This window comes from Lentibacillus sp. (assembly GCF_035301675.1).
Taxonomy (GTDB): Bacteria; Bacillota; Bacilli; order Bacillales; family Amphibacillaceae; genus Lentibacillus.
Genome location: NZ_DATGTT010000031.1, coordinates 40,593 through 65,962, shown reverse-complemented (window position 1 = coordinate 65,962; position 25,370 = coordinate 40,593). Strand labels below are relative to the sequence as shown.

Sequence of the window (25,370 nt, the reverse complement as noted above, 5' to 3'; positions counted from 1 at the left end):
TTAAGGTAGGAAGAAATATTTCTGTTTCCGAAATATATTCTTGGCTTATCAACGTTTTGCCTTTATAATAATAATGGGACAATTGCCAAAATGACATCGGAGGTCACCAGCTTGAAGCATGTTTTTTCCTTTCTGAAACCATACAAAATTCCTATCATGGCAGCTTACACGCTGACATTGATTGAACTGATCGTCGAGCTGTTGCTGCCATTATTTCTCGGAAAGGTGATTAATGATGGGGTTGTGAATCAGGATATCAATAATATCATCATGTGGGGCGGCATCATGATCGCAATGGCTTTCATGGCATTTATCGCCGGGATTTTCAATTCATTTTATGCCGCACACACAGGGCTTGGGTTTGCCTATGATATCCGAAAACAGCTTTTTCATAAAATACAAGATTTTTCGTTTGCCAATCTGAATCAGTATCCGACTTCGGGGCTTGTTACCCGGTTTTCCAATGATGTCCGCCAGTTGCAGAACACGATATTCATGGCGCTCCGGATAATGGCGAAAGCACCGCTTATTGCCATTGGCGGGGTGGTGATGTCGTTTATCGTCAGTCCGCGGCTTGCTTTAATTTTTCTAGTGACGGTACCGCTTCTGGTCGGGTTCATTTTATGGACGCTGAAAATCGCGACGCGGTTGTTCGATCGGGTACAGCGCAATGTTGATAACGTCAATCAGGTCATGCAGGAGAATCTTGCTGGAATAAGGCTGATCAAAGCATTTTTACGGCGGAATCACGAAGAAAACCGGTTCAAAGATGCGAACGAAAATCTGGCCAACATGATGCGGAAAACATTTCGCTTTATTGAGGCGTCCATGCCGATTTTATTATTTGTCATGAATATGAGTCTTATTTTTATCATCTGGCACGGCAACACACTCGCCATGACAGGAGATACCAATACCGGCGATGTCGTCGCCATTGTTAATTATGCGATGCGTGTGGCCATGTCAATTTCAATGTTCACATTTATTATTATGGGGTTATCCCGAGCCAAGGCATCAGCTGAACGGCTTGGGGAGGTACTCCGGGTTAAAACGGTTCCTATTGACAACGCTGGTGACGATGACAAAACAGCCGTAAAGCGTGGCAAAATAACATTTGACAATGTATCCTTTGCCTATCCAAACATGCCGGCGTTTGCATTGAAATCCGTTTCCTTTACCGTTCATCAAGGTGAAAAGCTGGCGGTAATGGGCGCAACCGGATCGGGAAAAACATCCCTTTTCCAGCTGATTCCGCATTTATATGATGCCAATGAAGGTAACATTTATATCGATGATCGGCCAATCAATGCTTACAAATTGGAAAACTTGCGCCTTAGTATCGGCTATGTCCCACAAAACCCGCTCCTGTTCACCGGTACTGTTACCGACAATATCGCCTGGGGAAAAGAGAATGCTTCCCAAGACGATGTTATCAAAGCTGCACAAGACGCCCAAATTCATGAGACGATCATGGAACTGCCGGATGAATACAACACCAAAATCGGACAGAAAGGTGTCAATTTATCCGGCGGGCAAAAACAGCGCATCTCCATTGCCAGGGCACTGATCCGGCAGCCGAAGATTCTGATGCTTGATGACAGTACGAGTGCGCTTGATCTTGCTACGGAGTCAAGGCTGCTTGAAGCTATCCGGAATTATAACTGTACAACATTGATTATTACGCAAAAAGTATCAACAGCTATGAGTAGCGATCGGATTTTGCTGCTGAATGATGGCGAAACACTGGCAATCGGTAAACATGATGAGCTGCTTCATGGTTCAGCGCTTTACCGGCGGATTGTCGCTTCGCAGTTTGGAGAGGAGTATACGTATGCGGACAGAACCATTTAAACGGCCTTTTCAGTACAACAAAATACCAATCGATGAACTCCGCCGCCGGCAAGAACAGGATAAAACCGACCGCGCCCGCAATACAGCCGGCACAGTAAAACGTATCTGGTCGTACTTGGCACGGCAAAAAGGCATGCTCTTTCTTGTCATTCTGATGGTACTTCTGAGTTCAGCGATGAGTCTGGCCGGTCCGTTTATGGTCGGGATGGCGATCGATGATTTCATCGTGAGCCAGGAAGCATCAGGGCTTGGTATGCTGCTCATCTGGCTGTTTATCATTTACGTGTTCCATTCGTTATCCGTGTTCCTCCAAAACTATTGGATGGTCGGGATTGCTCAAAACACGGTCTATTTACTGCGGCAAGAGTTATTCCAGCAATTCCACCGGCTGCCGATTGCGTTCTTTGATAAACGTCAGCATGGCGAACTGATGAGCCGGATCACCAACGATATTGATAATATCAACAATACACTGAATCAATCCGTCATCCAGATTTTCGCCAGTATCCTGACGCTTATCGGAACGGTTGTGGTCATGCTGGCACTAAGCCCCTTTTTGACGGTGATCACGATGGCCATCATTCCTGTCATGTTCATGGCGATTCGTTGGATCACAAGAAGAACCGGCCCATTGTACAAACTGCAGCAGCAGCATTTGGGTGAACTGAACGGCTATGTGGAAGAAACGGTTTCCGGCCAGCACGTCATCAAAACATTTTCCCAGGAAAAACGTGTGATACGTGCGTTTCAGGAACGCAATGAAAATCTGCAGCATTCCGGATTCTGGGCCCAGACCTTTACCGGTTTCATTCCCAAAGTCATGAATATGCTGAACTTTTTAAGCTTTGGGCTGATCGGGCTTGCCGGCGGTATTCTGGCTGTTCATGAGATCGTTACCGTTGGTGTGATTGTCATCTTTACCGAGTATGCCCGGCAGTTCACCCGGCCGCTCAATGAACTAACGAACCAGTTCAATAATTTACTCTCAGCAGTCGCCGGTGCCGAGCGTGTCTTTAATATCATTGATGAAGAACAGGAAGAAACGGACGAAAGAACGGCTCAGGAACTCGAAACGACTGAAGGCCTTCTTAAATTTGACCATGTCTCCTTTGCTTATGAGGAAACACCGATCTTAAAAGCGATCAGTTTTACGGCTTACCCCGGACAGATGGTTGCCTTTGTCGGACATACGGGTGCCGGAAAAACAACCATTATTAATCTGATTTCCCGATTTTACAACTATGACAGCGGCGCCATCACCTTGGACGGGGTTGATTTAAAAGACATTAAACGAAGCAATCTGCGAAAATTTATGGCATTTGTCCTACAGGATGCATTTCTTTTTCATGCCACGATACGGGAAAATATCCGTTACGGCAGACTTGATGCGACAGATGAGGCCATTATCAAGGCTGCCAAAGACGCAAATGCACATGACTTTATTGAGCGTCTGCCTTATGGCTATGACACGGTTCTCGACCAATCCGGCAGTGGCATCAGCCAGGGTCAAAAACAGCTGATCACCATTGCCCGGGCAATATTGGCAGATCCATCGATTCTTATTCTGGATGAAGCAACAAGTAATATTGATACCGTGACCGAATTAAAGATCCAGGATGCGCTCAAACGACTGATGCATGATAGAACCAGCTTTGTTATCGCCCACCGGCTCAACACGATTCAGGAAGCGGACAAAATTATCATGCTGGAAAACGGTGAAATTATTGAGGAAGGATCGCACCAGGCATTAATTGCTCGGCAGGGTCATTATTACAATTTGTATAAAGGCCAGCTGAAGAACAACGCATAGAATATCCTGTAAAGCGTGGTGGACTGGTAATGTGGGTATAAACGTCATGATGAATTGAGCTTAGCACCATTTACGTGCAGGATAAAAAGGGGGTGTGCATTATCGGACGAAAGGGAAAAATGATTGAAAAACAAATTGACAGCCACTATTTGAACGAAACAATGACACTGAAAATTTATCAGCCAGAAACGTTTTCGCCGCTCTATAAATATCAAATAGGCATTATGCAGGATGGCGATGATTACTATCAGCTTGGTCGTACCGCGACATGGTCCGATCGCCTGCATGATAACGGGGATATGGCCAACACGATTCTGGTCGGAATCCATTACCGGGATAAATATGACCGGAAAAATAAATACCATCCGGATGGCAGCCAGCACCATTCATACAGAAAATTTCTCGTACATGAAGCTGTACCGTTTTTGGATGACTTATTCCCCACTTACCACATGGGGCAAACACGCGCTTTGATTGGTGATTCATTGGCCGGAACACTGGCATTGATGACCGCTTTAACGTACCCGAATACATTTGGCAAAGTGATCATGCAGTCCCCCTATGTCGATCAAACGGTGAAACAGGCTGCTCAGATGGCTAAAGATATTCACTCGATTACGATTTACCATACAATCGGTACTGCCGAGACGGCCGTTGATACGACAGATGGAGACAAGTCAGACTTTTTGACGCCCAACCGTGAATTGCACAGATTGCTGCAAGAAAAAAACACGGATTACACCTATCATGAGCTCCAGGATGGCCGGCACACCTGGAAGTATTGGCAAAATGATTTAAAACGGGCATTCACTAGGATATTCAGCCCAATTTAAAATATTTTAAAATTTAACTTTCCTATTCATTTCATTTTTTGTTATAATAGAAGGTATACTTAAAAGTCCGTGTTCAAAAAGGAAGGTAAAAAGGGCTCGCTGACAATGCAACGTCCTGTGTGTTGAAAGTACGAGGTTGCGCAGTTTGAACAGCCTGACTTTCAAAGGATAATTACTGTGTCCACCACAAGACGTCTCGGTATTGAGTTGAAGGTCTACTGTCACCATTGTTGATTTTTACCGTCCTTTTTGAACAACCAAAGCAATAGCAATAAAATAAGGAGGTTATCAAATGAAATATGGAATTGTCATTTTTCCATCAAAACCGGTTCAAGATGAAATAAATTCATACCGTAAACGCTATGACCCGCATTATGCATTAATTCCGCCACATCTGACGCTGAAAGAAGCTTTTGAGGCGGACGATGCTAAAATCGCCGAGCTGATAACAGAGTTGAAGCATATCGCAAATGACATGGAACCATTTAGTCTGAACATCAATAAGGTGAGCACATTCGCACCAGTCACCAACACCATTTATTTAAAAGTGAACCCACGTCAGGAATTATTTGACATGGCTGAAAAAATGCAAACTGGTAAATTTCCTGAAAATCAAACTTATTCCTATGTACCGCATATTACCCTAGCGCAAAAACTGTCAGAGGATGAGCATTCCGACGTCTACGGCAGCCTTCGTATGAAAGATATACAGTTTGAGGACACCATTGACCGTTTTCACCTGGTGTATCAGCTGGATAATGACATATGGACTGTTTATGAATCATTTGTTTTTGGCAAGGAATTTGTATGATTATCAAAACGGTTGAAACACCTGAAGAAAAAGAACAAGCCTATGACGTGCGGACGACAGTGTTTGTGCATGAACAAAATGTACCGCCTGAGGTTGAGATAGACGAGTTCGATGAAGCAGCCACCCACTTGATCGGATATGAAAAAGACGTGCCAATCGCAGCCTCACGCATCCGTTTCACTGAAGACTATGGTAAACTTGAACGGATCTGTGTCCTGAAAGACCACCGCGGGAGATCCCACGGTTCCGAATTGATTCAGGTAATGGAAGATGTCATAAGAAAAGAAGGTTTTCAAAAAGCTAAACTAAATGCCCAGACGCATGCCACCCGCTTTTATCAAAGATTGGGTTATGAAGTTATATCAGACGAATTTATGGATGCGGGAATCCCGCACGTCACCATGACAAAAGCATTATCATAAGAGGGTATCCTGTTTTGTGCCGGGGTGCCCTCTTTTCGTCCATTCACCCCCCTTTTTGCATGTTATTTCGAATGGGTGGTTATGCTAAAAGAAGTATCATTAGGGGGGAATAGCCATTGAATGAGTATTTGCTGATGCTTGCCGATGCAATCTTTGGATTTTTTGCCTTGTTCGTTTTAGTCAAAGTACTTGGGAAAACACAAATTTCTTCGTTAACCCCATTTGATTTTATTTCTGCTGTCATTTTAGGTGAACTTGTCGGTAATGCCTTGTTTGAAAAAAAATCCGGCATACCGGAAATTGCCTTTTTGGTCTTTGTATGGGGCTTATTATTATACATTACAGAAATTCTCACCCAAAAATTCAAAGGGTCCCGTGCTTTGCTGGAAGGTCAGCCTGCTATCGTTATTCATAAAGGGCATCTCATGTATGATGTCATTAAAAAGAATGCGCTGGATATCAACCAGCTTCAGCACCTGCTCCGATCCAAGAATGTGTTCTCCCTTGAAGAAGTGGCGTACGCTGTTCTTGAAACCGATGGCACCATTTCAATCTTAAAAAAACCGGAATACCAAACACCAACCAATTCAGACCTCAATGTTTCACCAACACCTGTTAAGATAGGAACAACGCTCATTAATGACGGTGAAATAGTGTGGGACAATCTAAAAGAGGCGAAACTGACAAAACAATGGCTGGCGGATGAACTCCACAAACAAAATATCTCAGCTGTTGAAGATGTTTTCTACGCTGAATGGCAGGAAAATCAGCAAAAATTGTTTGTTATGCTCTACCATAATAAAGATTAGAAATTGCAGACAAATTTGAAAGGGAACTGTCACACGAATTCAACAGTTCCCCTTCTTTTACATCGTTCTTTACTCTAAACGCTTCTCCGGAAATGACGGCCTTTCCCAGTCAATTCGGCATATAGTTTGTCAGGCGTTGGCGTCTTGGGTGTGCTCAGCTTTAAACCGGGATGGTTACCCGGCAGTATTGCCGACTGATTTGAATAGATATCATGATACTCTGTTCTCAGCATCGTTTTATATGGCCGCTCAATGTAAAATGGATCCGCTTTTTCCTTAATGGTCCGTCTTTGATAATCATAATATTGATGATGATTGACCGGTAAAATGTAACCCATCCTAACGCCTCCCTTACACACCATTTGTATTCTACTAATCTATAACCTATTATACTAAAAATTATTCCATTATTTTTGCAAATTCATCCATTATTTTTTCAAATGTTGCAATGCCGTGCTTAAATTCCTTGTCCCAGGCTTGAATTGATGCATTGATTGCGTGCATTTTTTTCTCCGGGTATTGAAACCACTTCTCATTTTTGTCCAAGTGCTTTTCAATGACTTGCAGTGTCCGGATTAATCGATCATCCACATCTCAGCCTCCTCCTAAAAACATCACTTTTTAAAAACACGCCAGCTAAAGAAAAAGACAGCCATACAGCTGCCCTCACCCGTTACGATTTAAATCCAGGAAGCTGGTCCTCGACCCCGATTGTCTTCGGGGCTTTCCTCATGTTGGCTATCATGTTTATCGATTGATTCTTCATGCGCTTCCGCATCTCTCCTCATCCAAGGGCCAAAAAATGGATCTCTTCGGGGACGTCTTGGCTCTATGTGAACATTATCAGCTTTAATCACCAAATCTTTTACATGAATGACTTTTTTATGCTCTGACATCACATGAACACTCCTTAATGAATTTGAATTATGGTCGTTATTAGTCTATGTTCTTTATGTCATAAGGTATAGACAGATGTCCCAAAAACAACGAAAGATTCTTTTCAATGTAGTGTAAATCCGGTGCTGGCAACGAATCAGCTGTTTTAACGGAAAGCTTTTGATATCCGACTTCAGAAATATCTGCGTTATGCAGACGAGTGCCCACACCATATACCCAGTGACACATATCTTATTAGGGACACCAAGTCAATAACACACGAAAGGGGTAATAATTCATGGGTTGTGGAAAGGATCATCACACCGGAAACTGTGTCTGCGATATTTTACGGGAAATCGTAGAGGCACAAAACGATGTTATCGAAAATTGCTGTTCGACCAGCTGCGAGCAGTCAATAAGTGATTTGCTGGGTGAAACAGATGCAGGAAATGGTCTTGACACTGTACCAGTCATCCTCTACTGCAAAGATAGTTGCAAACCATTCCAAGGATTCGGTGCAAACCCGGATGATATAGGTGAAATGACATCTAGCTTTTACTTCCGGGTTAAGAAAGTAGATGATGATTGCTGTGCCGTTGTCGAACTGTTGAGAGACCCTCATGATGATGACAACTGCCCGAAAAATCCTATTGATCAATACACCAAGCATTTGTGTGCTACCGGTATCTGCATAACAGTCGACTTAAACTGCTTCTGCCATGTCACATGCTTGCCGGCGGTAAATGCGTTCAACTAAATGAAAATGCATTGTTAAAAAGGTGCTCCGTTTCTTTCGGAGCACCTTTTTTTGGTTGTGGATTACCATCGTTCAGCACTAAAATCCAAGCAGCCGTATTTCGTTAATCGTATCAAACGGTATTGCCGTTGGTGTTGTCCGTTTGCCAACACGCATATACACATTGTTATCCTGATAATCGACAATTGTACCTCGGTAGTTCCGTCCCTCTGTCTTCACCTCACACCGCATGACAGGAGCATGCTTAGGTGCGTTCAGGAAGTAATCGATGCGCTCCTCTAATGTCATGTCTTTAAATCTTTTCCGTTCCTGACGGCCATCCTCCTGACTGGAACCCACTTCTGGGGATTCCATATCCTCCCCGTTTTCATCGGTGTCATCTTGTCTCTTAAAGTAATTCCGGCTCACCGGGCGTGTTCTGCTTTTATGATTGGCTTGTATTTTATCCGCACGTTTTTTTTTCGGTGTCATGTAATGGCTTTGCATCGATGCCCTTGGGGTCTTCATGCCAGGCTGTTGAATGTAAAGCAACGGACTATTAGCACTTTTATGGTCTCCCATTTAGCATACACTCCTTTATAAAGTGAAACTTCATTCAGTGGGGCGCCTTTTCCCCACTGAATGTTAGTTGAACAGAATCGGGCATTTAGGGTCAGTTAGCCGCCGTTTTCTGGCGGATTACTGACCGTTAAATGCGGGGAAAAGTGAAACTTCATTCAGTGGGGGGCGCTTTTTCCCTGCTGAATGGCAGTTAAAAGAATTATACCTTTACAGTCAGTTTTTTCAGCTGAAGCTTACTGCCTGTTAAAGCGGGATAATCCATTCGTCAACCTATTATATGAACCAGTTATAAAATGTGTGTATGCCTAATTAAATGCCAGAGGTCAGCTACCAGAAGTTAAAGTGGCAGAAACGCCGAGTCAGGTAATTTCCGGATTGAACATGAGTCAGAATCTATACCAGGTATTGCATAAAAGCTGTTGCCAGCCCGAAGTAAATCAGGATTGAAATAATATCATTGATGGTCGTAATAAATGGCCCTGAAGCAACAGCTGGATCAATTTTCAGTCTATCCATCAAAATCGGGACAAAAGCACCCGCCAAGGTCGCAATCACCAATGTTGCCATAATCGACAACCCAACCAGCAGTCCAAGGAAAAAGTCATCTTGCCAGAAATACACAATCGTTGTTAACAAGGTACCACAAACTAATCCGTTAATTAATCCGGTGGCAGCTTCCCGGACCATGAGCTTCATTTTCCCCTGTTTCCCATAGTCTCCTGTCGACAAACCGCGAACGGCAACTGCCAAGGCTTGTGTTCCCGTGTTACCAGCCATCCCGGCAAGCAACGGAATAAAAATGGCAAGAACAGCGACCTGTTCAAGAGCCTCTTCAAATTGTCCGATCAAACTCGCGGTAAGTATGCCCAAAAATAAAAGGATAATGAGCCAGGGCAGTCGTTTTTTTGTCGAGATGAGTGCACTGTCTTGCGGCCGTTCCATATCTGACACACCGGCCAGCTTGGAGTAATCGTCACTGGCTTCTTCATCCATAACATCCAGTATATCATCAACTGTTATAATACCGAGCAAATGACGTTGAAAATCGACGACTGGAAGTGCAAGAAAGTCGTAGTCCCGGATCATCTGGGCAACGTCTTCCTGATCTCTTGCCACTGATACGAACAATACGTTTTCATTCATCAGATCGGCAACTTGTATATCCGGTTCAGCCACAATCAAATCTCTTAGTGAAACCACACCAACAAGACGTTTGTCCTCATCGATCACATATAAATAATAAATCGTCTCAGCCTCAGGTGCCTCGGCCTTCAGATATTGCATCGTATCGTTTACTGTCTTTGACTGATAAATCGCCACAAATTCGGTAGTCATGATGCTTCCAGCTGTTTTTTCTTCGTAATGAAGCAGTTCCTTTATGTCTGCAGCGTTTTTATCGTCCATAATAGTCAGCAAACTGACGACGACATCTTTTCCCAGTTCGTTTAATATATCAACCGCATCATCTGTTGCCATCTCCGCGAGCACCATGGCTGCAAACCGCGGATCCATTTCGGTAAACAACGGCTTGATATCATCAAGTTCAACATGTTCCATGATATTTGCCGTTTCTTCTGGAGACAGGTACGTATAAATGTGTAATCGTATTTCTCGCACCTGCTCTATGAAAAACACTGCTTGGTCATATGGATGCATATCTAAAAATTTTTCACGAAAAGATTCGATTTGTTCATTGGTTGCAAGTGTCTGCAACTCGTCCCAGAATAATTGGTCTGAAACGTTATTTTCCATATGATCACGTCCTTCCACAATTGTATTATACATGATAGCAAACCTTTCCTGAACTATTAGCCTGACGTGATTTTTTTCACCGGAATACTTAATTTATCGATTGATTTCGTGTAAACTAAAGGTATAATGGGTACATATGCTTTAGCGAAGTTTTCGCTAAATCTATCATTCCCTTAAAAAGGTTGTTCAAAAAGTCCGGTAAAAATGACACATCGAATAGGGAACCTTCTGCTAAATACGCCCACGTCCTGTGGCGAGCGCAGAACTCACCACAAACAAGAGAAACCCGCTCCTTGGAAAAGAAAACCGCTTTTCCTGCGTGTGATGCGGATTCGGTGAAGCATTCCTTGTGCTCGAAACTGCGCCGCCTTGAACGTTGACGCGATTGACGTGCTAATATCAGCGTTGCGACAGGACGTTGCGAACTTAGCCGATGACGGTCCTTTTTTTCCTCCTTTTTGAACATGCATTTAAAAAACTATTCTAAACACAACACGAATGTCACGGAAAGTTAGGTTGAATCATGCAGAACCGAATTAATATAGATTATACAATATTATCCATACTTATACTGCTTGGCCTGGTCAGCATTTTTACCCTCTATACACTCGAACCGACTTTGTCAGCCAGTGATGGCTCAGGTTACTGGCTGAAGCAGGGCATGTGGTATATCGCCGGTGGACTTATTATCGCAGCAGTTATGCTGGTCGACTATGACCGGTTTCATCAGATTACCTGGATTCTATATGGCATTGGCCTATTGTCGCTGTTTATGCTTTTTGTCGGATTCCCGCCCGGTATTGTCACCGAAGTAAACGGTGCCGTGAGCTGGTTTCAATTTCCAGGTATGTCAATCCAGCCCGGAGAGTTTATAAAGGTCATCCTTGTCATGACGCTTGCACATGTAATCGTCCGGCACAATAACAAATACATTGAAAAAACCTTTAAAAGTGATGTGATACTGCTTGCGAAAATGATCGCTCTGTCACTTCCGCCCATGTTTTTCCTGATAAAGCAGCCGGATTTAGGCGGGTTTCTGGTACTTGTCGCGATTACTGGCAGCATGGTTCTCGTGTCGGGCATCCGATGGCGGATTCTATTTTTCCTTTTCTTCATCGGCTTTTGTGCTGTAGGACTGATCGGTGCCGTATGGTATTTTTTTCCAGATTATGTTGCTTCATTTCTTGATAAATCCGGGCTTGATCATGTGGCAGGCAGGTTCATTGGGTGGCTGAATCCCGGGGAATCTGATGGCGGTTATGGCTATCAATTGATTACGGCAATGATGGCAATTGGCTCAGGGCAATTATTTGGAAAAGGCATTAGCGACCTGCAGGTGTCTGTACCGGAGCAGCATACGGACATGATTTTCACGGCCATTGCCGAACAGTTTGGGTTTATCGGCTCGAGCATTGTCGTCACGCTGCTTTTTTTATTGATCTACAGGTTGATTCACATCGCCATCCAAAGCAATGATGCGTATGGCAGTTACCTTGTTACGGGCATGATAGGTATGTTTGCTTATCAAATTTTCCAGAATATCGGCATGTCCATTCAACTGCTGCCGATCACCGGGCTCCCACTCCCGTTCCTGAGCTATGGCGGCAGCTCAACGCTTACGTATATGCTGGCAATCGGTATTGTGCTCAATGTGCATTCCAGAACGAAAAAATATATGTTTGAAACAAGGTGGAAAAATTGATGGAATAAAGAAGGAAAAAAGAATGGATACGCAACGTCGTACCGCAACGCCTTTGTCGCCTGCATTGTAAACGCCCTAACAGAATCGGGCCTTTATGCGTTGATCCCTTATTGAATTTTATATATCCTCTATCATTCTGTTATAGGGATCTTACTGTATTTAAGGCGGGATTAATGAACGGCCCTTCCCCCGCCGGAAGGACCGTTACTGTCCCATCGGAGCAGTGATTCATAGACGTTCCATTATGTTGACTTGAACGCCTTAAATGTTTTCTTTAATTGCTTCATGTCATTTGCCATATCAACGGAAAAATCTTTCATTTCCCCTGTGATTGGATGATCGAATGACAGTTGATGACAGTGTAAGGCCTGCCGGTCAATATGAGCAGTCGTCCCGCCATATAAATCATCACCTGCCAAAGGATGACCAATATACGATAAATGAACACGGATCTGATGTGTCCGGCCGGTTTCCAGCTGGACATCAACAAGCGTATATCTGCTGAATTCTTTCAAAACGGTATAATGCGTCACGGCATATTTACCTGCATCAGTGACTGTTCGTTCAATAATGGAACCATCTTTGCGGCCAATTGGCGCGTTGATGGTTCCTGTTTTTTGCTCTGGATGCCCTTCTACTATCGCATAATAGGTACGTGAAATGGTTCCGCTTTTTTGTGCTTCCGCTAAAATCGAATGACTCCAGCGATGCTTGGCAATAAGCATTGCGCCGGATGTGTTCCGGTCAAGTCGGGTGACCGGATGAAATGTATATGGAAGACCCTGATTCTCGTAATGAGCCAACACGCCATTCGCAATTGTTCCGGTTGTATGGATATAGGAAGGGATGACCGCCCGTCCCGGTGATTTATTAATCACCAGAACGGCATCATCCTCATATAAGATATCCAGCGGCATTTTTTCCGGGATCATCATAGCGCCCTTTTTCTCTTCAGGAAACTTGACCGTAACGATGTCCCCGACTTTCAGCTCATACCTGACAGACTGAATGATGCCGTTTACACGGATTTCACCACCGCCGTGGATGATATGTTTGATCATACGCTTGGAAAACTTGTGATTTTCCTGTAAATATTTCCGTAGCATTAACCCTTCCTGTTGTTTAGTTATCGTCCATTTCATGCTGCAGCACCATCCTTGGGCAGAATTGAATCATCCATGTTAAACATCGTCATCGGCAACAAAGGAATCGCGGACACGATCCCAGAACGGAAATGGCCTGAACCGTGCAAATCGTATTTGCTCTTTGGCAACCCTGCATTGGATTGATTTAACATTGGCGTAGTTTTTCGTGAAATGATCGATCGCGATTAAAAAGGTCCGTTCATTGCCTAGCGGTTTCAACATACATGTATGGTGTTTCGGTAAAATAAGCGGAGAGCCGATTGTCCGGAAGACCCGGTTATTGATTGAAGCCATTTCTGTGAGCTGGATGGCCTCTAGTGACGGATGAATGATGCCACCGCCCAGTGCTTTATTGTAGGCTGTACTACCGGATGGCGTGGAAATACATAACCCATCACCGCGAAACGTTTCAAAATGGGACCCTTTAATTTCGACATCAAACACAACCGACCCTTCAGCTGTTTTGATGGTTGATTCATTCAATGCGAGGAAGCGGTTTTCCTCTCCGCCGTCTTTGTCGCGTATCGTCACTTCAAGAAGCGGGTATTCAACAACCTGAAAAGGTGTTTTGGCAATTTCGATAATCAGTTTTTCCACTTCGTCCGGGGTCCAGTCGGCATAAAAACCCAAATGGCCTGTATGTACTCCGATAAACGACGTCGAATCAAGACAATGGATATATTGGTGAAAAGCTTCCAGAAAAGTGCCATCCCCGCCAACGGAGATAACCAGATCCGGTCTTGTTTTATCATATTCCAAATTAAAATCAGTCAAATATTGTTTCATTGTTGCCTGTATCTTATTAGATCGTTCATCACCTTTTGACACAATTGCAAATTTCACAGCCAGATCCTCCTTATTTTCGATGGAATATCCGTTTTGCTTCCTGTACTTCATGCTTAATGATGGACATTTCCTCGTCCAGCTTAAAAGCTGCTTCAGCTGCACGCTGCAGTCTTGATTGAATATCTTCCGGAATTTTCCCTTTATATTTATAATTTAATGAATGTTCATTTGTCGCCCAGAAATTCATGGCCAGTGTACGGATTTGGATTTCGGCAATGACCATCTTGACACCATGAATCGTTTCAACAGGATATTCAATAATGATATGGTAGGATCGATAGCCGCTTTTTTTCTTATGCGACACATAATCCTTTTCCTCGACAATCGTCAAATCCTCGCGGGACCGGATCATTTTGACAATCGCATAGATATCATCGACAAACGGGCAAACCACCCGGACACCTGCTATATCCTGCAACTCTTCAATGCTATCCAGCGGAATACGTCTTGTTTCAGCTTTTTCCAAAATACTTGCCACCGGTTTAACTCGTCCGGTTATAAATTCAATCGGTGAATGTTTAGATTCGTATTCATATTGTTTTCGGATACCTTTTAATTTGACTTTCAATTCCTCTACTGCTTGGGCATATGGGGCAAGCAACGCTTCCCAATTCATGATTGACACCACCTGTCGAGTCATCTCTTTCCATCACTCATCATAACATATTCAACGGGTATTCTTTGCATAATTGTGCACCATCCGCCATAATAAAGTGAAACTTCATTCAGCGGAACGGTTTTATCCGCTGAAGAAGAGGAACAAAGGCTAAATTCGCAACGTCGTGTTGCAACGCCTTTGTGACCTGCCTCCTGCAGGCCCGAACAGAATCGGGCAGTTAAGGGCAGTTAGCCGCCATATTTGGGCGGGTTACTGATCATTAATCCAGGGAAAAGTGAAATTTCATGCAAAAGGAGGTCCCAGTTGACACAGGAAATTGAAATCGAATATAAAAATTTACTGACGGAAGCTGAATATAAACGTCTGCTAACGGGACTGCCTTTTCCTGAGGAGGCACAAGTGCAGGTGAACCATTACTTTGAAACAGGTGATTTCGCGTTAAAAAAGTTGGGATGTGCACTCAGGATCAGAGAGAAGAATGGAAGGTTCATATCGACACTGAAAGAACCGCACCCCCGGGGCCTGCTGGAAACGCATGATACGTTAACACATCAGGAAGCAGCGCATTGGATGAACGGAAAGGTAACACTTAAAGAGAATATTTCCAAACGCTTTACTTGCAAAACCATCTCTGAAGAAAACCTTGTATATTACGGCAGTCTTACTACTAATCGCCGGGAACTGACCTGCCGAGATGTATTAATGGTTCTGGACTATAGCACTTACCAAGGAAACGACGATTATGAATTAGAAATAGAGGCCCAATCTGAAACAGCCGGTCTCGAAGCCATGAAACAGCTCATGAAAAAATTTAGCATAAATAAGCGAAAAACACCTAATAAAATCCAGCGTTTTTTCAATGCAGCCCAGGCGAATAAGCGGCACCATAAGTCAGATTAGTTGCTCTTATATTTTGACGTTGCTAAAATATATACAAATATATGAGGAGCACTAACTTATGAAACAATCCGGAACAATATATGAAGCAATTGGCGGATTTGAAACGATTGACACATTAGTGACAGCATTCTATAAACGCGTGGGGAATCACCCGAAACTGATTCCGATTTTTCCACATGATCTAACCGAAACGGCCCGAAAACAGCGGTTATTTTTGACACAATTTTTCGGGGGACCAAGATGGTATATCGAAGACCGCGGTCAGCCCATGATGCGCCGGCGCCATTTGCCATTCGAAATCACACCGGAGCGGCGGGATGCATGGCTGGAATGTATGGATGCAGCCTTAAACGAAACAAAAATTGAGGAACCGTATCGTACAGCTATATTTGAGAAACTGACTATGACTGCACACCATATGATGAATACACCTGACAAATAAATAGGTATCATTTCAAAGAAGGGAATGTTATACAGCTGGTCATATCGGCGGTACGTCCATTCCTGCTGACTGCCTGTTGACTTTCTGACATCCTTTAGAAAGGAGAATCGATGTGAGTTGGAAACAGCCAGGGCTGTCAAGCTCAAATAACACAAACACATCGTCAAAATATAGCTATGTCGATTTTGTTCAAAAACCGGTCGAAATATATGTTTTTATTGATCCGTTATGCCCGGAATGTTGGTCACTCGAACCTTACCTGAAAAAACTGTCCATCGAGTATGGACGTTTTTTCACATTACAGCCGATTCTGAGCGGACAACTGAATACCCTAAATAAGGATATTTTTGATAAACCGAAACGCTTGAAACAAATATGGGAAAAAACCGCCTCCCGCACCGGTATGTCCTGTGACGGTGACTTATGGACGGAAAATGAAATCACCTCTCCATGGGTTGCCTCGTTAGCCATTAAAGCAGCGGAACTGCAGGGCAAGAAAGCGGGTAAGACGTTTTTACGGAAGATTCAGGAACGTGCATTTCTCAGCAAACAAGACATATCTGATGTCTCAATTTTGCTGGAGTGTGCCAGAGATGCTAAACTGGATATTGAAGAGTTTAAAAATGACTTATATTCCCAATCTGCCGAAAAGGCTTTCCAATCCGACCTGAAGTTAACGAGGGAAATGGATGTAGACTACATTCCAACCATTGTGTTTTTTAATCAAAGAACGGATGAACAAGGCATCAAAATATCCGGCCTTTATCCTTATGATATTTATGTACAGATATTAGTACAGATTCTGCAGAAAGACCCTGTCCCATCCAGCAAACCTCCACTTGAAAGCTTTGTTCAGTATTATCAGGTTGTGGGAAGTAAAGAGGTTTCGGTGGTATACGATTGGTCAGCGGCAAAAACAGATAGGGAAATGAAAAAAATGCAGCTGCGCCAGTCTGTGAGAAAGATCCCGGTAAAATATGGTGCATTCTGGGAATATATCGACACCTGAAACTCAAAGTTAAACAAATTAACTTTGAGTTTTTTTATTTGGGACGAAAGGTCGGAGAACAAAGAGACGGTGGTGCTCTCCCTGTTCTGGCGTCCTTGATTTGAATATTGGGATGAAGCGCCTGAGTATTTATCCTACAAAAAAACAGGATGTACGGGGCAGCGTACATCCTGTCATTCTCCGTCTCTGTATAAACAAAGGGGGATGGGAGAAAGTTTCATGATCAAAACAAAGGGGTTTTTGTTTGTGATTCATATCACATTATTAATAATATCAGTCGAAGGTTAATTTATCAATTAGTGTGTTTACTATTTCACAAAAATGTCACAGTTCTATTTCATAGGTTTGTCACATATCATTTAACAGACATCTGAAACGAGAAATCTGTTTCAGAGATTGTTCAAAAAGTCCGATAAAAATACCCCATCGTACAGGGGACCTTCTGCTAAAACGCCCACGTCTTGTGGCGGGCGCAGAACACGCACTTTAAGGAAGTCGATTGGGCCGATTCAGTCTTAAATGATTATACCTTCATTTGAGGAGCGGATCATATGAAAGAATTGCTTCCGTTTATTTTTCTCATGTTGACAATTGTAGCCGCATTCATGAACTTGCTCGGATTGATGCAGCTGATCCCATTATATATTACGCTGCCAATGCTCTTTATCTCAATTTATTTAACCATTTATACGTTTACACACCGGAATGTTTACCGCGGCAGAACGCGGGGGTAAAGCGAAACTTCATTCAGCGGAATGGTTTTTCCGCTGAATGTTAGTTGAGCAGAATCGGGGATTTAAGCTCAGTTGACCGCCGTTGTTTGGCGGACTACTGAGCTTTACATCCGGGGTAAAGCGAAACTTCATTCAGCGGAACGGTTTTTCCGCTGAAGAAGGGGAACAAAGGCTAAATTCGCAACGTCAATCGCAACTTCTTTGTGACCTGCATCGTGCAGGACCAAACAGAATCGGAAAATCAGGCCCAGTTAGCCGCCGTTTTCTGGCGGGTTACTGACCATTATGGCCACCAACTAGGTCAGTTCACCAGATGCCTGGTGTCTGTCTTTCAGGTTAGATTTTGCTGCATAAACCCGAAACATGATATAGGCCAGCAAGGATAAGAAAATGCCGGATATATATGGTAGACCAATGGTAATCGAATACAGAAAGCCTCCCAGTACAGGCCCAGCTATTCTCCCCAGTGAATCAAATGAAGATAAGTACCCTGTCGCCAGTCCATGTCCCATTTTGGATATTTTGGTTAATAATGAGGAAACACTGGGACGAATAACACCATTGCCGATCCCGAATATTGCCAGAAATACGGCGGCAGTGGCAAAATTTTGGGTGAAAAGGATGAGTCCAAATCCAATCGCAGAAATGAAAATACCCGCTTGAATAATCACCGCTTCCCCAAATTGTTTTGTCAATTTTCCCATTGATCCTTGAACGGCTGCACTGGCCAGTCCCATAATCATAAAAATATAACCTAGTGTAACGGCGTCCAATCCGGCCTTTTCTGCTGCGAAATAAGCGAAAGTTGCTTCCAATCCAGATAACGACAGTGAAATAAAAAATTGCAGAAAATATAACATCGCTATTGGATCACGAAAAAATTTTCTCCATGATAATTTATTTTTCGAGGTTGCTTTATTTGCTGAAAGATGTATAGATTCTTTTAATATAACGAATACCAGGAGCAATGTCATAAATGATAAACTCCCAGCAATATAAAAGGGTGCTTGTAAATTAATATTTGTGAAAATGCCACCAATAGCCGGCCCCAATATAAAGCCCAGCCCGGTAGCCGCCCCGACGACACCCATTCCCTTTCCACGATCTTCATCTGAAGTAATATCCGCTACATAAGCCATCACAGTTGGCATATTAGCAGCCGATAATACGCCGCCAATGATTCGGGCCGCAAAAAGCATCCATAAGTGTACAGACAATCCCAACATGACAAATGACAGTGAAAGCCCAAAAATACCAATCATAATAACCGGCTTGCGGCCAATTTTGTCAGAAATACGCCCCCACATTGGCGCAAATATAAACTGCATTAACGAATAAACAGCCATTAATAAACCAAGTTCAGTTGGCGAAGCTCCCAGTACCTCTGCGTAGAATGGAAGTACCGGAATAATAATCCCAAAACCAACCATGACAAGGAACATAATGATAAATAGAATTGGTAGTACTTTATTTAGCTTCAACACGATCCCATCCTTGGTGTCAGAGTCAGATACCAAACTGTAATGAATCTATTGTAAACCGTGCCCTCATGACAAGCAAAACTTATGATATCATCATTAAAGTCAGAATCGGTCTGCAGCAATTATCAAGTTATGCCCGCTGAACTGGATTGCCTTGGCGGAATGTTTTTCGAGCGTGATATATGGTACTTTTAAATTTAAAAATGAAAGGCTGCCACCGTACTTTTGAGTGACAGCCTTCTTTTTTGAACTTACTTCAATAGTAATTCTTCCATTTCATTCAGTTTTTCCTCAAACACATCAAGTGCAGACAAAATGGGCTCTTTCGATGTCATGTCAACGCCAGCTTTTTTCAGCACTTCAATCGGGTAATCACTGCTTCCTGCTTTCAGGAAATTAAGATAGCGGTCGACCGCACCCTCTTCCCCGTTCAGGATATTATTGGCCAGTGTAGTCGCAGCGGAATAGCCTGTTGCATACTGATAGACATAATAATTCATATAAAAATGTGGAATGCGTGCCCACTCCTTGCCGATTTCCTCATCTGAAACGACATCATCACCATAGTATTTCTGGTTGAGATCGTAATAAATCGCAGTCAGAGATTCCGCTGTCATGGCTTCACCATTTTGCATGCGTTTATGAATCTCATGTTCGAATTCAGCAAACATAGTCTGACGGAAAACAGTGCCCCGGAAGCCTTCCAGGTAGTTATTCAGCAAATACAGTTTCTGTTTCTCATCATCAACATGCTTTAACATATAGTCGTTCAAGAGTGCTTCATTGGTCGTCGATGCCACTTCGGCCACAAAAATCGAATAGTTGCCATAACGGAACGGCTGTGATTGATGGGTGTAATAGCTATGCAGGGAATGACCCAGCTCGTGTGCCAATGTGAACAGATCATTCAGTTTATCCTGCCAGTTCAGCAGAATATACGGGTGTGTCCCATATGCGCCGGATGAATAGGCACCGCTCCGTTTCCCTTTATTCTCATCAACATCAATCCATCTGCTTTCGAAGCCTTTCTTTAATATACTGACATAATCTTCACCAAGTGGTGCTAAAGCATCAACCACATACTGCTGGGCTTTTTCATACGGGATATGCATTTCTGCATTTTTGACAAGTGGTGTATAAATATCATACATGTGCAGCTCATCCAGTCCGAGCGCTTTTTTGCGCAGGCGCATGTAGCGATGCAAGAGCGGCAGCTTTTCATTCACTGCCTCTACCAGGTTATCGTACACTTGCTCCGGAATATTATTGCTGTCCAAGGCAGCCTGGCGCGCGGAATCATAGTTCCGGATTTTGGCATTGAAATTGTCCGCTTTCACGGTACCTGTCAAGGTTGATGCGAACGTATTGATAAATTCACCATATGTTTCATACATGGCTTTAAAAGCTGATTTACGAACATCACGGTCACTGGATTCCATAAATCCGATATACCGGCCGTGGGTCAGTTCAACATCTTCCCCGTCCTCATTTTTGATTGTTGGGAAACTCAGATCGGCATTGTTTAACATGCTGAATGTATTAGACGCACTTGACATTGGTTCGGACGCTTCAGCCAGCAGCGCCTCTTCGCTTTCGTTTAACACATGCGGCCGCTGTCGGTTAATTTCATCCAGGACATGTTCATACAATTTCAGATCCTCGTTTTCATTTAAAAACCCACGCAGTTTCTCCTCATCCATTGCCAAAATTTCCGGTACGATATAACTCATGGAACTTGAAGCGATGGTTAAAATGTTTTCCGCTTTGGAATCCATCGCCTGATATTTTGAATTGGTCGTATCCTGATCATAGCGCATATGGGCATATGTAAACAGTTTGCCAAGCCGTTCCGACAATTTATCCTGGAGCTGCAGGACATCATACAGATTTTGTGCCGAATCAGCAATCTTTCCCTGGAATTTTTCAATCGACGGGAGATCTTTTTTCAATGATTCCAGTTCTTTTTCCCAATCGTCGTCCGTCGCAAAAATATCTTCCAATTTCCATTTGCGTTCTTCCGGTATCTCACTTCTTTTCGGCAGTTCCTTCGTTGCATTTGCCATATTCGAATCCTCCTTATTATCCTGTTAACATAATTTATTCGATTTTTTGCCAAAAAATCCTTCCCATCATTTAGTATAACGAATCATTCACGAATCATGCCCATGTTTTGCTTCACAAGTCGTTCGATCAATTGGGCATCCCCATCCAATGCGGCCTCTATATGTTTGTAAAACTTAATCGGATTTTCCTTGGTAAAGTAATTGGGCGAGGTTTCTCTGATGATCCCCAGTTGTTGCAATAATTGCAGATACTGATGTATTGGATTTGCAGCGGACTTAATGAGAGGGAATGAAGTTGAATCGCGAAAATGATGGCGCAGTAAATGCATGCATTGCTGAAGACTGAACGTTTCACCGGCCGCCAGCGGATAAATGATTTCAAGGCATAGCCGGCTCTGCCAGTCCCATGGCTGTGTCTTCATCCTAAATTGCGCAGAAACGGGAAGATAAATTACTGACGGAAGGGATTCACGATGAACAGAATTGAGATACAACCATTGATTCCACGCCAATTCCCGGCCATACACACGTCTGGAGGGGCGTATACGAAACAACCGTTTTTCCTGCTTCCATAGCTGAAAAAGCTGCTGTTTGGGAAAAAGAGAAGCCTTAAATAAATCCGTAAATACCATCTCATTTAACTTACGAATGACCATTTTCCCTGTTGCACGCTGCAGTGCTGTGAAATATAAATCCTGAAATGAAATGAATCGAAGTGAATTTGGACAAAAGAAGTATAACGTGAGTGGAAAATCCGTAGAAAATTGATGCATGAAATGAAGCTGAAACTGATCCATCTTCAGTTCGTTGCGTTTACGGCGACTGAACCGGTTGGCACCCAGAATCCAAATAGGAACAATCCCCTCACGATAGTAGCCTTCATTGCGTGTGATAATTTCGGCAGATGCTATTCTGGCACATTGGTATTCAATGGCAACCGTCTTATGCTTCAGTTTAATGAGAATGTCGGGCCGCTGACTGATTGCCGGCAAATATTCTTCCAGTCGGACATCAAGGTGCTGGTGCTTGAGCCATTGATAAAGCAGCAATTTGCCTTTCTCATGATACGGTCCCTCACCGCCTTCCAGTGCCGGACACTCACTTTTCGAACGATGGGCAAAATGTGGTATTGTTTTGGACCCTGCCTTTACGATGACCGGTTTCTGACACGCTGGACAAAAAAACTGTGTCTGTTCTTTCAATACTGAAATCTCTTCTTTAGTAAAGGATGCCAGTGTTATGATGTTGCCATATTCAGTTTTTGCTTGCAGCATAAAAATCACCTCCAAAACTAATATTCGACAGAAATTAACAAAATCCTGCAAAAAAACAAAAATTGAACGAATCACGTGAAACGTTGAACACACTTGTCCGCTTCACCCCCCTCTTCCCGTTTAACAGTAATTTTTTGTAAAATAAACGTGCTGATTTTAACCAAAAAAAAAGACACTCTTTTTACTCAGAGCGTCCAATCGTTGCTGAGAAATGAGAGCGAATTTGTCCAAATGTGTCATTTTCAAATATCTGTTTACCATATTCCTCAAGGAAATGAATGGTTATGTCCGTGTCAACAGCGAACTCGAATATTTGACTGAGCAAGTCTTCCTGCCTGTCATCATCTTCTTGCGGGAATTCAATATACAAGTAATAATTATCATCATAATGGTAAAGCATATTGTCCAATTCATCTTCATTGCCTTTGAAATAATGACTCAATTGAATGACATCCTCAAAGTCGTTAAAACGGACAATCAATGAAAGATTTCCATCTTTTTCATCTTTTACATTGTTCTTGCCTGCTTTTTCCTTGCCGAATTTATCATCAAGGACATCTTCTATTTTCTCATCCACTGAGATATCGACTGTCTTGCCATTCTCATCTGGCAGTTCAAGATTCTCACCGTCTTTGGAAATTTGTGCTTTTGTCACGACTATTTCCAGACCTTTATCCATTGCCTGAACTTGAATCCAAAGTGGACCATCAATATTAAAGTCTTCTTTATAGTTAAGTTCTTCCATCATTTGCCAAAACAGTTGTTCTCCCCGTTCACGGTTATACCAGATTTCTTCACGCTGGAACCCGCGATCTTCAATATCAACATAGGTAATGTAAAACTTTACCGTATTCTCATTAATGCGTTCTATTTCCATCCTTCTTCTCTCCCTTCGTTTTAAAAATCATCTTTCAGAATCAAATTCAAATGGTGGAAGAGTCAAATTCGTATCCATTACGATCATATTCCCATTTCGGACACTATTATAACCAATCATTTATCCTCTACATTCATTGTATGATAATAGCATCCTGATTGAAAATTTATATGCCTATTTCGGATGATTAATTTCATATTTTAACCGATTTTTTTCACATTGTCACTAGCCGATCAAAAATTATTGATTATTTTTTCACATGGGAAGGCATGTTGTGCAGACTGGCCGCAACTGGTAAAGTAAACTTCAGCGTGCAGACCCGAACAAATCGGACCTTGACAGACAGTTGTTTCCTATTGCAATTGAGCTGTGAGAAGCATACTGTCCATTAAGGCGAGGTAAATTAAAAACGCAGACCTGATTTTGAAGGATCTGCGTTTTTAATTTTTCATGTATGCTGAAAATCAATTAACCATCCGTTGCGCTTCACGCAGTTGGAAAGTGCGTACCGTTCTCGGTAGGAACCGGCGAATTTCATCTTCGTTATATCCCACCTGGAGCCGCTTTTCATCGAGAATAATCGGACGACGCAGCAACCCGGGGTTTTGCTGAATTAGCTTGAATAAGTCTTTCATAGGCAATTGGTCGATATTAACGTCCAACTTTTGAAAAACCTTAGAGCGGGTTGATATAATCTCGTCAGTACCATTTTCCGTCATACGCAATATTTCCTTGATCTCATCAAGTGTCAATGGCTCAGAAAATATATTACGCTCATGAAATGGTATATCCTGTTCTTCCAGCCATGCTTTTGCCTTCCTGCAAGAAGTGCAGCTTGGTGAGGTATAAAGTGTTACCATGTAACGTCACTCCTCAATCTAGAATGGGTAAACATTTTATGAACATCAGCTAGCTTATTATTAAATTAAAATAAGTTTAAATAACTTATATGTATAATTATACTATAGTTGTCAATCAAAAGGTAGAGGATTTCCCAAAAAAGTTGGTAAAAATTATATCTGTTCACAAAATGTTCTTATTTAGTTGTAACGTACCCTAAATGGTGTTTAATTAAACCTGTTAATTGAAAAAATAGCCTCCTGTTTCCTGAAAAAACAAGAGGCCATTTAGATTCATGCTTTTTCTGTCAAGTTTTCAAATATGTCATTTGTATTGCGATCTTCATCATAATTCAGCACTTCATCAACCGGCTGATAGGATTTTCCATAAATCTCCTCATCTTTGTAGGTATGAATCGTTTCGTACATTTGCTTCATTTTTTCATATATCTTTTCTTCGGAATCATCACTTGGGGACCAATATAAAATTTCCATTGGCGTATCCTCATTTGTAGCCAGGGATCGGCGATTATAGTCAATATACTGTGCGTGGTTGAAGCCTTCACGCTTATAGAAATGAAGTCTCTTGCCAGTATCCGTATCATCATAGTCAACGGGTTCCACTTCAAGAATAATCGGTTTATTCCGTTCTTTAAGTTTTTCAATCAATTTATGCCCGATACCTTGTCCTCTTGATTTTGCGGAAACCCAGACATAGTCAATAAAGATGAATGTGTCGAATTCCGCGTACATCATGACATGGTAGGGGCCCTCATCCTTGTGGTATACATCCCCTTTTTCCTTCAGAAGCTTATCCATATGCTCCTTGGATTTCATTTCCTCAACAGGAAAATACTTATTTAACTTTTTATACCAATTCATAGACCTACTCCTTCGTTTAGTAGTCCTTTACATTATAACGACTTTTGTGAAATAAGCTCAAGAACCATTTGCGGC

Annotated in this window: 26 protein-coding genes; 12 read left to right on the top strand and 14 right to left on the bottom strand. The window is 42.6% G+C overall.

Annotated elements, in window-relative coordinates:
• Window positions 1-111 precede the first annotated feature (111 nt).
• From VK097_RS04835 to VK097_RS04810, 6 genes are all read left to right on the top strand, one after another.
• A complete protein-coding gene (locus VK097_RS04835; protein ID WP_324210673.1) occupies window positions 112-1,851 on the top strand; it encodes an ABC transporter ATP-binding protein in 1,740 nt (579 codons plus the stop codon).
• Window positions 1,832-3,661 (top strand): ABC transporter ATP-binding protein, encoded by a 1,830-nt coding sequence (locus VK097_RS04830; RefSeq protein WP_324210672.1) that lies wholly within the window; start codon window positions 1,832-1,834, stop codon window positions 3,659-3,661. Before VK097_RS04835 ends, VK097_RS04830 begins: the two co-directional genes overlap by 20 nt.
• Window positions 3,662-3,762: 101 nt before the next feature.
• Window positions 3,763-4,494, top strand: coding sequence for an alpha/beta hydrolase (locus VK097_RS04825; RefSeq protein WP_324210689.1), 732 nt, complete (start codon window positions 3,763-3,765; stop codon window positions 4,492-4,494).
• Window positions 4,495-4,786: 292 nt separating this feature from the next.
• The gene (locus VK097_RS04820; protein WP_324210671.1) at window positions 4,787-5,305 is read left to right on the top strand and encodes a YjcG family protein; all 519 of its coding nucleotides are present in this window, start codon (window positions 4,787-4,789) and stop codon (window positions 5,303-5,305) included.
• Window positions 5,302-5,727 carry a GNAT family N-acetyltransferase gene (locus tag VK097_RS04815; RefSeq protein WP_324210670.1) on the top strand — a complete coding sequence of 142 codons (426 nt, stop codon included), beginning with the start codon at window positions 5,302-5,304 and terminating at the stop codon, window positions 5,725-5,727. Before VK097_RS04820 ends, VK097_RS04815 begins: the two co-directional genes overlap by 4 nt.
• A 116-nt stretch (window positions 5,728-5,843) precedes the next feature.
• Window positions 5,844-6,536, top strand: coding sequence for a DUF421 domain-containing protein (locus tag VK097_RS04810; protein ID WP_324210669.1), 693 nt, complete (start codon window positions 5,844-5,846; stop codon window positions 6,534-6,536).
• A gap of 74 nt (window positions 6,537-6,610) precedes the next feature.
• Here VK097_RS04810 and VK097_RS04805 read toward each other — a convergent pair whose 3' ends face one another.
• The 3 genes from VK097_RS04805 to VK097_RS04795 form a co-directional block, all read right to left on the bottom strand.
• Window positions 6,611-6,874: a hypothetical protein gene (locus tag VK097_RS04805; RefSeq protein ID WP_324210668.1), complete on the bottom strand. Its 264-nt coding sequence runs from the start codon at window positions 6,872-6,874 to the stop codon at window positions 6,611-6,613.
• Window positions 6,875-6,935: 61 nt separating this feature from the next.
• A complete protein-coding gene (locus tag VK097_RS04800) occupies window positions 6,936-7,127 on the bottom strand; it encodes a hypothetical protein (protein WP_324210667.1) in 192 nt (63 codons plus the stop codon).
• An 89-nt stretch (window positions 7,128-7,216) separates the two neighbouring features.
• Window positions 7,217-7,432 carry a hypothetical protein gene (locus tag VK097_RS04795; protein WP_324210666.1) on the bottom strand — a complete coding sequence of 72 codons (216 nt, stop codon included), beginning with the start codon at window positions 7,430-7,432 and terminating at the stop codon, window positions 7,217-7,219.
• Window positions 7,433-7,710: 278 nt separating this feature from the next.
• Between VK097_RS04795 and VK097_RS04790 the strand changes: the two genes are divergently transcribed.
• Window positions 7,711-8,169, top strand: coding sequence for a CotY/CotZ family spore coat protein (locus VK097_RS04790; RefSeq protein WP_324210665.1), 459 nt, complete (start codon window positions 7,711-7,713; stop codon window positions 8,167-8,169).
• A 78-nt stretch (window positions 8,170-8,247) separates the two neighbouring features.
• On the opposite strand, the gene VK097_RS04785 is transcribed toward VK097_RS04790, so the two are convergent.
• Window positions 8,248-8,730, bottom strand: a complete 483-nt coding sequence (locus VK097_RS04785; protein WP_324210664.1) for a CotO family spore coat protein — start codon at window positions 8,728-8,730, stop codon at window positions 8,248-8,250.
• 393 nt (window positions 8,731-9,123) lie between these two features.
• Entirely contained in the window at window positions 9,124-10,482 is a 1,359-nt protein-coding gene (gene mgtE / locus VK097_RS04780) for a magnesium transporter (protein ID WP_324210688.1), read from the bottom strand.
• Window positions 10,483-11,005: 523 nt separating this feature from the next.
• Between mgtE and VK097_RS04775 the strand changes: the two genes are divergently transcribed.
• Complete coding sequence (locus VK097_RS04775; protein WP_324210663.1) at window positions 11,006-12,184, top strand: FtsW/RodA/SpoVE family cell cycle protein; 1,179 nt, start codon at window positions 11,006-11,008, stop codon at window positions 12,182-12,184.
• Between the two features lie 242 nt (window positions 12,185-12,426).
• On the opposite strand, the gene VK097_RS04770 is transcribed toward VK097_RS04775, so the two are convergent.
• Genes VK097_RS04770 through yjbM form a run of 3 tightly spaced genes read right to left on the bottom strand, consistent with a single transcriptional unit; the run spans window position 12,427 to window position 14,791 of the window.
• A complete protein-coding gene (locus VK097_RS04770; RefSeq protein ID WP_324210662.1) occupies window positions 12,427-13,326 on the bottom strand; it encodes an RluA family pseudouridine synthase in 900 nt (299 codons plus the stop codon).
• A 39-nt stretch (window positions 13,327-13,365) separates the two neighbouring features.
• The gene (locus tag VK097_RS04765; protein ID WP_324210661.1) at window positions 13,366-14,172 is read right to left on the bottom strand and encodes an NAD kinase; all 807 of its coding nucleotides are present in this window, start codon (window positions 14,170-14,172) and stop codon (window positions 13,366-13,368) included.
• 13 nt (window positions 14,173-14,185) lie between these two features.
• Window positions 14,186-14,791 carry a GTP diphosphokinase gene (gene yjbM, locus VK097_RS04760; RefSeq protein ID WP_324210660.1) on the bottom strand — a complete coding sequence of 202 codons (606 nt, stop codon included), beginning with the start codon at window positions 14,789-14,791 and terminating at the stop codon, window positions 14,186-14,188.
• A gap of 306 nt (window positions 14,792-15,097) precedes the next feature.
• On the opposite strand from yjbM, the gene VK097_RS04755 reads away from it, so the two are divergent.
• From VK097_RS04755 to VK097_RS04740, 4 genes are all read left to right on the top strand, one after another.
• Window positions 15,098-15,694, top strand: coding sequence for a CYTH domain-containing protein (locus tag VK097_RS04755; protein WP_324210659.1), 597 nt, complete (start codon window positions 15,098-15,100; stop codon window positions 15,692-15,694).
• Window positions 15,695-15,752: 58 nt separating this feature from the next.
• Window positions 15,753-16,136 carry a globin domain-containing protein gene (locus VK097_RS04750; protein ID WP_324210658.1) on the top strand — a complete coding sequence of 128 codons (384 nt, stop codon included), beginning with the start codon at window positions 15,753-15,755 and terminating at the stop codon, window positions 16,134-16,136.
• Window positions 16,137-16,248: 112 nt separating this feature from the next.
• Complete coding sequence (locus VK097_RS04745; RefSeq protein WP_324210657.1) at window positions 16,249-17,145, top strand: ClpXP adapter SpxH family protein; 897 nt, start codon at window positions 16,249-16,251, stop codon at window positions 17,143-17,145.
• Window positions 17,146-17,696: 551 nt separating this feature from the next.
• Window positions 17,697-17,879, top strand: coding sequence for a hypothetical protein (locus tag VK097_RS04740; protein ID WP_324210656.1), 183 nt, complete (start codon window positions 17,697-17,699; stop codon window positions 17,877-17,879).
• A 296-nt stretch (window positions 17,880-18,175) separates the two neighbouring features.
• Here the strand turns inward: VK097_RS04740 and VK097_RS04735 are convergent, their stop codons facing one another.
• The 6 genes from VK097_RS04735 to VK097_RS04710 all read right to left on the bottom strand — a co-directional run bounded on the left by VK097_RS04735 (window position 18,176) and on the right by VK097_RS04710 (window position 25,295).
• Window positions 18,176-19,360 (bottom strand): MFS transporter, encoded by a 1,185-nt coding sequence (locus tag VK097_RS04735; protein ID WP_324210655.1) that lies wholly within the window; start codon window positions 19,358-19,360, stop codon window positions 18,176-18,178.
• Between the two features lie 251 nt (window positions 19,361-19,611).
• Window positions 19,612-21,423 carry an oligoendopeptidase F gene (gene pepF, locus VK097_RS04730; RefSeq protein ID WP_324210654.1) on the bottom strand — a complete coding sequence of 604 codons (1,812 nt, stop codon included), beginning with the start codon at window positions 21,421-21,423 and terminating at the stop codon, window positions 19,612-19,614.
• 83 nt (window positions 21,424-21,506) lie between these two features.
• Window positions 21,507-22,697 (bottom strand): competence protein CoiA, encoded by a 1,191-nt coding sequence (locus VK097_RS04725; RefSeq protein WP_324210653.1) that lies wholly within the window; start codon window positions 22,695-22,697, stop codon window positions 21,507-21,509.
• A gap of 181 nt (window positions 22,698-22,878) precedes the next feature.
• Window positions 22,879-23,574: an adaptor protein MecA gene (mecA, locus tag VK097_RS04720; protein ID WP_324210652.1), complete on the bottom strand. Its 696-nt coding sequence runs from the start codon at window positions 23,572-23,574 to the stop codon at window positions 22,879-22,881.
• 464 nt (window positions 23,575-24,038) lie between these two features.
• On the bottom strand, window positions 24,039-24,434 hold the full coding sequence (spxA, locus tag VK097_RS04715) for a transcriptional regulator SpxA (protein ID WP_324210651.1): 396 nt from the start codon (window positions 24,432-24,434) through the stop codon (window positions 24,039-24,041).
• A 273-nt stretch (window positions 24,435-24,707) separates the two neighbouring features.
• A complete protein-coding gene (locus VK097_RS04710; protein WP_324210650.1) occupies window positions 24,708-25,295 on the bottom strand; it encodes a GNAT family N-acetyltransferase in 588 nt (195 codons plus the stop codon).
• Window positions 25,296-25,370 lie beyond the last annotated feature (75 nt).

Bases quoted from the DNA above. Each gene is read 5' to 3' on its own strand.
- VK097_RS04785 (WP_324210664.1), bottom strand. From the start codon at position 8,730: ATGGGAGACCATAAAAGTGCTAATAGTCCGTTGCTTTACATTCAACAG.
- VK097_RS04775 (WP_324210663.1), top strand. From the start codon at position 11,006: ATGCAGAACCGAATTAATATAGATTATACAATATTATCCATACTTATA.
- spxA (WP_324210651.1), bottom strand. From the start codon at position 24,434: ATGGTAACACTTTATACCTCACCAAGCTGCACTTCTTGCAGGAAGGCA.
- VK097_RS04725 (WP_324210653.1), bottom strand. From the start codon at position 22,697: ATGCTGCAAGCAAAAACTGAATATGGCAACATCATAACACTGGCATCC.
- VK097_RS04795 (WP_324210666.1), bottom strand. From the start codon at position 7,432: ATGTCAGAGCATAAAAAAGTCATTCATGTAAAAGATTTGGTGATTAAA.
- VK097_RS04770 (WP_324210662.1), bottom strand. From the start codon at position 13,326: ATGAAATGGACGATAACTAAACAACAGGAAGGGTTAATGCTACGGAAA.
- mgtE (WP_324210688.1), bottom strand. From the start codon at position 10,482: ATGGAAAATAACGTTTCAGACCAATTATTCTGGGACGAGTTGCAGACA.
- mecA (WP_324210652.1), bottom strand. From the start codon at position 23,574: ATGGAAATAGAACGCATTAATGAGAATACGGTAAAGTTTTACATTACC.
- VK097_RS04750 (WP_324210658.1), top strand. From the start codon at position 15,753: ATGAAACAATCCGGAACAATATATGAAGCAATTGGCGGATTTGAAACG.
- VK097_RS04815 (WP_324210670.1), top strand. From the start codon at position 5,302: ATGATTATCAAAACGGTTGAAACACCTGAAGAAAAAGAACAAGCCTAT.
- pepF (WP_324210654.1), bottom strand. From the start codon at position 21,423: ATGGCAAATGCAACGAAGGAACTGCCGAAAAGAAGTGAGATACCGGAA.
- VK097_RS04820 (WP_324210671.1), top strand. From the start codon at position 4,787: ATGAAATATGGAATTGTCATTTTTCCATCAAAACCGGTTCAAGATGAA.
- yjbM (WP_324210660.1), bottom strand. From the start codon at position 14,791: ATGAATTGGGAAGCGTTGCTTGCCCCATATGCCCAAGCAGTAGAGGAA.
- VK097_RS04805 (WP_324210668.1), bottom strand. From the start codon at position 6,874: ATGGGTTACATTTTACCGGTCAATCATCATCAATATTATGATTATCAA.
- VK097_RS04710 (WP_324210650.1), bottom strand. From the start codon at position 25,295: ATGAATTGGTATAAAAAGTTAAATAAGTATTTTCCTGTTGAGGAAATG.
- VK097_RS04740 (WP_324210656.1), top strand. From the start codon at position 17,697: ATGAAAGAATTGCTTCCGTTTATTTTTCTCATGTTGACAATTGTAGCC.
- VK097_RS04830 (WP_324210672.1), top strand. From the start codon at position 1,832: ATGCGGACAGAACCATTTAAACGGCCTTTTCAGTACAACAAAATACCA.
- VK097_RS04790 (WP_324210665.1), top strand. From the start codon at position 7,711: ATGGGTTGTGGAAAGGATCATCACACCGGAAACTGTGTCTGCGATATT.